Source organism: Pseudomonas sp. P4_C1, from assembly GCF_056402155.1.
The window spans coordinates 126,516-136,080 of the sequence record NZ_JBFUHY010000010.1; the positions used below are offsets into that span (position 1 = coordinate 126,516).

Annotated in this window: 9 protein-coding genes; 3 read left to right on the plus strand and 6 right to left on the minus strand. The window is 60.8% G+C overall.

Annotation, left to right across the window (positions count from 1 at the left end; genetic code table 11):
* The first annotated feature begins 6 nt into the window (after positions 1–6).
* On the plus strand, positions 7–1,203 hold the full coding sequence (locus tag AC1DU9_RS09650; RefSeq protein WP_223462790.1) for a multidrug effflux MFS transporter: 1,197 nt from the start codon (positions 7–9) through the stop codon (positions 1,201–1,203).
* A gap of 8 nt (positions 1,204–1,211) precedes the next feature.
* On the opposite strand, the gene AC1DU9_RS09655 is transcribed toward AC1DU9_RS09650, so the two are convergent.
* The gene (locus AC1DU9_RS09655; RefSeq protein ID WP_008021930.1) at positions 1,212–1,385 is read right to left on the minus strand and encodes a hypothetical protein; all 174 of its coding nucleotides are present in this window, start codon (positions 1,383–1,385) and stop codon (positions 1,212–1,214) included.
* Positions 1,386–1,628: 243 nt separating this feature from the next.
* On the minus strand, positions 1,629–2,666 hold the full coding sequence (locus AC1DU9_RS09660) for a zinc-binding alcohol dehydrogenase family protein (protein WP_477810063.1): 1,038 nt from the start codon (positions 2,664–2,666) through the stop codon (positions 1,629–1,631).
* A gap of 126 nt (positions 2,667–2,792) precedes the next feature.
* Here AC1DU9_RS09660 and AC1DU9_RS09665 point away from each other — a divergent pair, with 126 nt between their 5' ends.
* The gene (locus AC1DU9_RS09665) at positions 2,793–3,722 is read left to right on the plus strand and encodes a LysR family transcriptional regulator (RefSeq protein ID WP_223462792.1); all 930 of its coding nucleotides are present in this window, start codon (positions 2,793–2,795) and stop codon (positions 3,720–3,722) included.
* A gap of 316 nt (positions 3,723–4,038) precedes the next feature.
* Positions 4,039–4,773, plus strand: a complete 735-nt coding sequence (locus AC1DU9_RS09670) for an ArsR/SmtB family transcription factor (protein ID WP_223462793.1) — start codon at positions 4,039–4,041, stop codon at positions 4,771–4,773.
* Positions 4,774–4,898: 125 nt separating this feature from the next.
* On the opposite strand, the gene AC1DU9_RS09675 is transcribed toward AC1DU9_RS09670, so the two are convergent.
* The 4 genes from AC1DU9_RS09675 to AC1DU9_RS09690 form a co-directional block, all read right to left on the minus strand.
* Positions 4,899–5,852, minus strand: coding sequence for an adenosine deaminase (locus AC1DU9_RS09675; protein ID WP_223462794.1), 954 nt, complete (start codon positions 5,850–5,852; stop codon positions 4,899–4,901).
* A gap of 82 nt (positions 5,853–5,934) precedes the next feature.
* Positions 5,935–6,900 (minus strand): isopenicillin N synthase family dioxygenase, encoded by a 966-nt coding sequence (locus AC1DU9_RS09680; protein ID WP_477810064.1) that lies wholly within the window; start codon positions 6,898–6,900, stop codon positions 5,935–5,937.
* 144 nt (positions 6,901–7,044) lie between these two features.
* Entirely contained in the window at positions 7,045–8,127 is a 1,083-nt protein-coding gene (locus tag AC1DU9_RS09685) for a BMP family ABC transporter substrate-binding protein (protein ID WP_223462796.1), read from the minus strand.
* Positions 8,128–8,390: 263 nt separating this feature from the next.
* The coding region (locus tag AC1DU9_RS09690) for an 8-oxoguanine deaminase (RefSeq protein ID WP_477810065.1) at positions 8,391–9,565 on the minus strand (1,175 nt) is incomplete at its 5' end.

Here is a 9,565-nt window from a genome sequence, read left to right on the forward strand (position 1 = left end):
TGCCTGATGAACTTGCGTACCATTCTGATACTTGGCGCCTTGAGCGCTTTCGGTCCGCTGGCGATCGACTTCTATCTGCCAGCCTTCCCGGCCATGGCCCTGGCTTTCGGGACGGACGAAAATCACGTTCAGATGACGTTGGCGGCGTACTTCCTCGGCTTGTCCATCGGTCAGTTGGCCTATGGTCCGGTGGCGGATCGTTTCGGGCGACGCATTCCGTTGCTCACCGGTGTCGGCCTGTTCACCGTTGCCTCCGTGGCGTGCGCCTATGCGCCGAATCTGGAATGGCTGATCGGCGCGCGTTTCGTCCAGGCGTTGGGCGGCTGCGCGGGGATGGTGATTTCCCGGGCGGTGGTCAGCGACAAGTGTGATGCGGTGGGTTCGGCGAAAGTCTTTTCGCAGTTGATGCTGGTGATGGGGCTGGCGCCGATCCTCGCGCCATTGCTGGGTGGGTTGCTGGTCAACACGACAGGCTGGCAGTCGATCTTCCTGGCCTTGACCGTTTTCAGTGCGCTGGCGGGGCTGGCGGTTGCGACGGGATTGCCGGAAAGCTTGCCGGCCCACATACCGCGTCAGCCGCTATCGGGTGCGCTGCGTCAGTACGGTCGGTTGCTAGCCGACCCGGTGTTCCTCGGCCATGCCTTGACCGGGGGTATCGCCATCGCCGGGATGTTTGCCTACATCGCCGGTTCACCCTTTATCATCATCAAGCTCTACGGCGTTCCGGCCGAGCATTTTGGCTGGCTGTTCGGCACCAATGCGGCGGGCTTCATTCTGGTGGCACAGGTTAATGCGCGGTTGCTGGCCAAACGTGGTCCGGCCTTCTTGCTGGTGCGCGCGGTGTGGGTTTATCTGGCGGCCGGTTTGACCCTGCTCGCTGTCAGCTCTCTGCACCCGGCACACCTGTGGCCGCTGCTGATTCCATTGTTCATCTGTATCGCCAGCCTCGGTTGCATCAGTCCCAACGCAGCGGCCTGTGCGATGAGCGGGCAGGGTGGACGGGCCGGCAGCGCGTCGGCGCTGCTCGGTTGCCTGCAATTCAGCGTGGCTGCCGGTGCCTCTGCGCTGGTGGGCGTGCTGCACGACGGCAGCGCCGTGCCGATGGCGATGGTCATCAGCCTGTGTGGAATTCTGGTGGTGGGCGCGGCATTGCTCACCCGGCGTTTGCAAAATGCCCGGGCGCTGGCGCAAGCCCAGGTTTGAGACCGGAGTCAGCCGGCCGCACGCTGCGGGTGGAGGACGGGAATCTGGTGAGGGGCCTGGATGCGGGCTTCAAGAGTACGCGTGAAAGCGCGAGCTTCTGCTTCGCTGCGGAACGTCACAGCATGTTGATCCAAGCGAACTTGCCACTGGGACTTTGCCAGTTCTTTTATCAGGATCTTCATAGCCGAACTCCTCTTGTAAAAGATGTCTTGTAAAAGATGTCTTGTAAAAGATGTCTCGTAAAAGACGTTACGCAAAAGACTGCCTCGCAGGAGATTCGATTGTAGTCCCGAATTCGAGCACCATTGTGACAAGGATCAACTGTCGGACTGACGGTTTGTAACTAAAAAAAACACGACTTTCGAGGGTGCCCGCAGGGATTGTCGGCGACCGGAACTACCCGGTCGCCGACGGAAAACATGAAATCAGCGATGGCTTTTTTCAGCGCCTCGGAACCCTTCCAGCACAATCTTGCCCTTGGCTTTGCCGCTCTCCAGCAGGGCATGGGCACGGCGCAAATTGGCCGCATTGATCGTGCCGAAGTGTTCGCCCACCGTGGTTTTCAGGGTCCCGGCATCGATCAGCCAGGCGACGCGATTGAGCAGGTTGTGCTGCTCGATCATGTCCGCGGTTTCAAACAGCGAACGGGTGTACATGAACTCCCAGTGCAGTGACAGGCTCTTGCGCTTGAGCTTGGTCACGTCCAGGGCCTTGGGGTCATCGATCAGCGCCAGCTTGCCCTGGGGCGCCAATGCCTCGACCAGTTGGTCCAGGTGCTGGTCGGTCTGGGTCAGGCTGGCGACGTGGGTGACCTGATCCACGCCGGCACGCTTGAGTGCTTCGCTCAGTGGCTGGCTATGGTCGATCACCAGATCGGCACCCAGTTCCTTCACCCAGCTTTGGGTCTGCGCACGCGAAGCGCTGCCGATGACTTTCAGGGCCGTCAGTTGGTGAGCGAGCTGCGTAAGAATCGAACCCACGCCACCCGCCGCGCCGACGATCAACAGGCTCTGGCCTTCATCGGTTTTGCCTTCGCGTACTTGCAGGCGTTCGAACAACAGTTCCCACGCCGTGATCGCGGTGAGCGGCAGGGCAGCGGCTTCGGCGAACCCGAGTGTCCTCGGCATGCGGCCGACGATGCGCTCGTCCACCACATGCAACTCGCTGTTGCCACCCGCACGCGCGATGGAGCCGGCGTAAAACACCTTGTCGCCAGCCTGGAACAGCGTCACCTCACTGCCCACCGCCTTGACCACGCCGGCCACATCCCAACCCAACACTTTGGCCGCGCCATCTTCGGGCTGGACGTTCTGGCGCACCTTGGTGTCCACCGGGTTGACCGAGATGGCTTTGACTTCCACCAGCAAGTCGCGGGGGCCGGCAACCGGCTCCGGCAGCTCGATGTCTTGCAGAGCCTTGTCGTCACTGATCGGCAACGAGGCGTAATAGGCAATGGCTTTCATGGGCGACTCCTGAACACTAATAAAGAAGCGATGCGATGGGGGAGATGATTGGCTATTTCTCCTGAAGATAAAACCGGCTAAAAGAGCAGTCTCTTTCAATATTTTTTTGATAATAGGTGCTTTTTAATGCTGCGTTTCGATGACTTGCAGTTGTTTGTCCGGGCGGCGGACCTGGGCAGTCTGTCCGCCGCCGCACGGGGCATGGACATGTCGGCGGCGGTGGCCAGCGCAGCGCTCAAACGCATAGAACAACAGCTCGGCGCCCGCTTGTTGGCCCGTTCGACCCGCAGCCTGCGCTTGACCGCCGAAGGCGAGGGCTTTCTCGAATACGCTCGCGCGGCCCTGAGCAATCTAGACGAGGGCCGGCGATTGCTGGCCAGTGGTCAGGACCAGGTCAGCGGGGTTCTGCAACTGTCGGCGCCATCGGACTTTGGCCGCAACCTGCTGCTGCCCTGGCTCGACGAGTTTCAACGCGAGCATCCGAAACTGACTGTGCGCCTGCTGCTGGGGGATCGCATCGCCGACCTGTTTCGCCAACCGGTAGACATTGCCCTGCGCTACGGTGAACCGGAGGATTCCAGCCTGGTGGCGTTGCCCATCGCCCCGCAGAACCGCCGGGTGTTGTGCGCAGCTCCCGGCTATCTGGCTCGTCATGGCGAGCCACGGCATCTTGAGCAACTGGCACAGCACAATTGCCTGTTGTACATGCTCGGCAGCCGGGTCCACGACCACTGGAGTTTTCACGACGGCAAACGCGAAGTCAGCCTGACCGTCAGCGGCGATCGTTTCAGTGACGATGCCGATGTCGTTCGCCTTTGGGCCGTGGCGGGCGCCGGGATCGCGTACAAGTCCTGGCTGGATGTCGCCGCCGATGTACTGGCCGGTCGCTTGAAGGTGCTGATGCCGGAGCTGCTCTGTGAGCGCGCACCGCTGAATCTGTTGTGCGCCCATCGCGCGCAATTGAGTAAGCCGGTGAACCTCTTGCGTGAAATGCTTGCCAGCCGATGTGAACTTTTGAGCAGTCAATTTCCAGGTTTTTCGGATATCGATCATTAGTCGCACGAAAAAAGAGAAATTTCTCTCAGGAACTATCAGCACCTACGCGGGGCGGAGGACAGGATCCCGCGACCAACCCGCATATACTAGCGCCCTCATCATGTAGGTAGCGTCGATCCCCCATTGGCGGGTCCACGTTCGAGTCGGTCCGGCTGCACGGTCATCCTTCTGGCCTTCGCAGTGTCGGCCAGGCAGCGCAAATGAGTGAGCAAGGCGTCGCCGGGTTTATGACAGTCTCCACGGATTGGCTGACGACACATTACTGGTCAAGATGTTTCTGGGCAGTAAACGAAACGATTCAACAGGGAGTGAATACATGGAACATGCACCTTGCATCAGCCAGATCGCCACATTGCTGGCTGACCCAAAGCGCAGCGCAATGATGTGGGCCTTGATCGACGGTTCGGCGCGAGCAACCGAAGAGTTGGCATTACTGGCCGGCCTGTCACCGTCTTCGGCCAGTGCACACCTGGGGCGTTTGTCCGCAGGAGGTCTGTTGAGGGTTGAAAACCGCGGTCGCAAACGCTTCTTCCGCCTGGCCGCGCCCGAGGTCGGGGCGGCAATCGAGGCACTGGCCAGCGCGACATTTGCCAGCGCACCCCAGAATATTCCGGACGTATTCAAGCGCAATTCGTCTCTGGCCAAACCCCGGGCGGTGCGTTCGCCATTGCTGAGTGCCCGACTGTGCGACGATCACTTGGGGGGCACCCTGTCCGCCGATCTGTATCAGCGACTGCTGGAGGCAGGCTGGATCGAACAGATTGATCAGCGGGTCACGGTCACGCTCAAGGGCGCGACTGGGTTGGCGGCACGGGGAGTGTTCATCCAGGCGCTGGCCCATCACAACGGCAGGGTTGCCTGCGCATGCCCTGACTGGAGCGAAAGACGCCCGCACATGGGTGGCTCGCTGGGCGCGGCATTGTTGCAGCTGTTCATGCAGTCGGGGTGGCTGAGCCTGCCCAACGATTCCCGAACCTTGCAGGTGACGGCCGCCGGCCAACGCGAGATCCATCGCTTTGCCGGGGAAGCCGAGTTGGAATTGGCGCTTTAAAACCTTGCTCCCAATCTGCAGGAGCTGGCTTGCCAGCGAAGCCGTTGCCACATTCAACATTGTTGGTGAATGGGAGGGCGCCTTCGCTGGCAAGCCAGCTCCTGCAGTTGGATTTGCGGTGCTGCCTAGGGTTTCACCAACCGCGCATCGAGGCTGTTCTGCGCCAGGCGTTTGGCCTGATCCTGGGTCATGCCCAGGTGGGTGTGCAGCGCATGGAAGTTCTCGGTGACATAACCGCCGAAGTACGCCGGGTCATCGGAGTTCACGGTCACTTTTACACCGCGCTCCAGCATGTCGAGAATGTTGTGCTGTGACATGTGATCGAATACGCAAAGCTTGGTGTTCGACAACGGGCATACGGTCAGCGGGATCTGCTCGTCGATGATTCGCTGCATCAGGCGCTCGTCTTCGATGGCGCGCACGCCATGGTCGATGCGCTGGATTTTCAGCAGGTCGATGGCTTCCCAGATGTACTCGGGCGGGCCTTCTTCACCGGCGTGGGCGACGGTCAGGAAGCCTTCGTCACGGGCACGGTCGAACACGCGCTGGAACTTGCTCGGCGGGTGACCCATCTCGGAACTGTCCAGGCCCACGGCGACGAACGCATCGCGGAACGGCAGCGCCTGGTCGAGGGTTTTCTGCGCTTGGTCTTCGCTCAGATGGCGCAGGAAGCTCAGGATCAAACCACTGGTGATACCCAGTTGCTGCTCGCCATCCTTGAGCGCGGCGGCGATACCGTTGAGCACCACTTCGAACGGGATGCCACGGTCGGTATGGGTCTGCGGGTCGAAGAACGGTTCGGTGTGAATCACGTTCTGCTCTTTACAGCGCAGCAGGTATGCCCAGGTCAGGTCATAGAAATCCTGGGATGTGCGCAGCACATCGGCACCCCGGTAATACAGGTCGAGGAACTCCTGCAGGTTGTTGAAGGCATACGCCTTGCGCAAGGTTTCGACGTCGTTCCATGGCAGGGCAATCTTGTTGCGCTCGGCCAGGGCGAACAACAGTTCGGGTTCCAGCGAGCCTTCCAGGTGCAGGTGCAATTCTGCCTTGGGCAGGGCGTTCAGCCAGTCATACATGATTCTTTTCTCATCAGGTGCAATAGTCGCCATTCTACAGAGGGTTGCCGGAACAATTGGTAAAACCTGACCAGGCGGTTCATCACACCGCTTTCAGTTCCCGTCGATAAGCGTAGGTATCGGCGAAGCGCGAGAGCAGGAACTCGGCGCAGGTGGTGGCCGGGTATTTCGCCGGGTGTTGTTCATCCTGACAACCGGGCAGGCATTCGATGCGGGTATCCGGGTGCGGCTCGGCGAAAAACGGCATCGAATAACGATCCACGCCGAGCGGGCTGATCACCCGGTGCGGCGTCGACAGGTAGCGGTCGTTGCTCCAGCGCGCCATCATGTCGCCGAGGTTGACCACGAACGTACCTTCGATGGGCGGTGCGTCGATCCATTCGCCTTGGACATTACGTACCTGCAAGCCACCGGTGGCGTCCTGATAGAGCAGGGTAATGCAACCGTAGTCGGTGTGTGCGCCGGCACCTTGTTGCTCTTCGGCGCTGGCGGTGTGGCGCGGCGGGTAATGGATCATCCGTAGCACGCTGACCGGGTCATTGAAGCGTGTGTCGAAGAAATCGCGCTCAATCCCCAGCGCCAGGGTCATCGCCCGCAACAGCGTTTGTGCGAGAGCTTGCATGTCGACGTAGTGCTGCTCCGTCAGCGCTTCCCAGCCGGGCATGGACGGATGGCGATTGGGACTGCGCAAGGGTTTTTCCGCCAGTACGTCAGGGTGCCCGGCCGGCAGGTGCAGGCCCATGTCGAAGGTTTCTTTGAGGTCGCCGGGTTTGCTTGGGTCCAATTGCTCGGTGGCGATGGCGCCGTAGCCGCGGTGGTGACGGGTCTGGGTGATGTCGATCTGGAGTTTTTCGGCGGTGGGTTGGGCGAAGAAGCGCTTGGCATGGTCGAGCAGGGCGTCGATGCGCGTTGCTGAAATCGGATGACCCTTGATGTAGAAGAAACCCCACTCGCGGCAGGCGCGGTCGATTTGCCCGGCCACCGCTGGCCAGGCGGATGGGTCGTCGCAGTAGAGCGGGGCGATGTCGATGATGGGGAGGCTGTTCACGCGCAGTCCTTTAAAACAGTGAAATCCATTGTGGGAGCGAGCTTGCTCGCGATGACGGCTGCACATTCAACATTGATGTCGGCTGCTCTACTGCTATCGCGAGCAAGCTCGCTCCCACAGGGACGGTGTTTCGGTATCGGGAAACTACTTCGGCATCTCAGCCTTCATACCTTCCACGTAGTAATTCATCGACGCCAGTTCCGCCGTGGTCGCGCTCGTGCCCGCCGGGATTTTTTCGACTCCGGCCTGATCCTTGATTGGCCCGGTGAACAGTTGCAGCGCACCGCTCTTGATGTCGGCGATGATCTGCTCGGCTTCGCTCTTCACCATCGCCGGCACCAGGTCGCTGATCGGCAGTTCAACCGTGCCTTCCTTCAACCCACCCCAATAGTCCCGGGATTTCCAGTCATGGTCGATCACACTTTGGGTTGCCTGAACGTAGTGTGGGCCCCAGTCATTGACGATGGAGGTCAGCACCGCTTTCGGCCCGAAGTGCGCCATGTCCGAAGCGTAGCCCACGGCATACACGCCGCGACGTTCGGCGGCCTGGATCGGCGCCGGGCTGTCGGTGTGCTGGAACACCACGTCCACACCCTGGTCGATCAGCGCGTTGGCGGCATCCGCTTCCTTGCCCGGATCGAACCATGAGTTGACCCACACCACCTTGATCTCGGTGCCGGGGTTGTACTTGTTCAGGGCCAACTGGATGGCATTGATGTCGCGGATCACTTCCGGGATCGGGAACGAGGCGACGTAGCCGACCTTCTTGGTCTTGGTCATTTTCGCCGCGAGGAAGCCGCCGACGTAGCGGCCCTCGTAAGTGCGCGCCAGGTAAGTGCCGAGGTTTTTGTCCTGCTTGTAGCCGGTGGCGTGTTCGAAGGTCACCATGGGAAACTGTTTGGCGACTTTCACGGTCGGGTTCATGTAGCCGAAGGAGGTGGTGAAGATCAGGTCGTACTTGTCCTTGGCCATGTTGCGGATCACCCGCTCGGCGTCGGCGCCTTCAGCGACGTTTTCCACGTAGTTGGTGGTGATCTGCGAGCCGAATTTTTCCGCGAGTTCCTTGCGCCCTTGTTCATGCTGATACGTCCAGCCGTGGTCGCCGATCGGGCCGATGTAGACGAAGCCGACTTTCAGCGGTTCGTTGGCACTGACGGTCAGACCGGCGCTCAGGCCGATGGCCGCCGCAACGGCGCAAAGCAGCTTCTTCAACGGACGGTTGTGCATGAATTGGAACTCCATTTTGTTGTGAGGTTGGCTGGGCTCTCGGGCTTGCACAGGGCAATGCAAATTGCTGACCAACAAGACAACAAAACGTGAATCCGCGGTGATGCCATCGCGAGCTGGCTCGCGACAGGTCCTTGAAGTCCGATAACAGTGCATGTCCTTGCACGGCTGCCATCCACTGGTGCGCCAATCCAGATGGCCTTGACCCTCCACAACACCAATGTGGGAGCGAGCTTGCTCCCACAGTTTTAATCGGTGTTGTATCAGGTCCCTGCAATCAACTGCCGCGCCGCCTGGCTGTGATCGGCAATCAACCCCTTCAGATCCAGCCCTTCGACCTGCCCATCGATCACCCGCCACTTGCCGCCGACCATCACCCGGTCCGCGCGATCGGCGCCGCACAGCAGCAGTGCCGAGACCGGATCATGGCTGCCGGAGAAGCGCAGTTCATCGAGTTTGAACATCGCCAGGTCAGCCTGCTTGCCCACCGCCAACTCGCCGATATCGGTACGGCCCAGCAGGCTCGCCGAACCCTTGGTCGCCCAACCCAACACGCGCTCCGGGGTGATCTTCTCGGCGCCGTAGCGCAGGCGCTGGATGTACAGGGCCTGACGTGCTTCGAGCATCATGTTCGAGGCATCGTTGGACGCCGAGCCGTCCACGCCCAAACCCAGCAAGGCACCGGCATCGGTCAACTCGATGCTCGGGCAGATGCCTGAGGCCAGGCGCATGTTCGAACTCGGGCAATGGCAAATACCGGTACCGGCGCCGCCGAGGCGGGCGATTTCGTCCGGGTTGAAATGGATGCCATGGGCCAGCCAGGTACGCGGGCCGAGCCAGCCGACACTGTCCAGATAGTCCACGGTGCGCAGGCCGAAGCGTTGCAGGCAGAAGTCTTCTTCGTCGAGGGTTTCTGCCAGGTGGGTGTGCAGGCGCACGTCGAGTTTGTTCGCCAGTTCGGCACTGGCCGACATGATTTCCGGGGTCACCGAGAACGGCGAGCACGGTGCCAGGGCGATCTGGATTTGCGCGCCGTCACCACGTTCGTGGTACTCGGCGATCAGGCGCTGGCTGTCGGCGAGGATCACTTCGCCTTCCTGTACGGTCTGTTGCGGCGGCAGGCCACCGTCCTTTTCACCGAGGCTCATGGAACCGCGGGTCAGCATGGCGCGCATGCCCAGTTCGCGAACGCTCTCGACTTGCACGTCGATCGCGTTTTCCAGACCTTCCGGGAACAGGTAGTGATGGTCGGCCGCGGTGGTGCAACCGGACAGCAGCAATTCAGCCAACGCGACCTTGGTGGCGAGGGCGAGCTTTTCCGGGGTCAGGCGTGCCCAGACCGGGTACAGGGTTTTCAGCCATGGGAACAGCGGCTGATTGACCACCGGCGCCCAGGCGCGGGTCAGGGTTTGATAGAAGTGGTGATGGGTGTTGATCA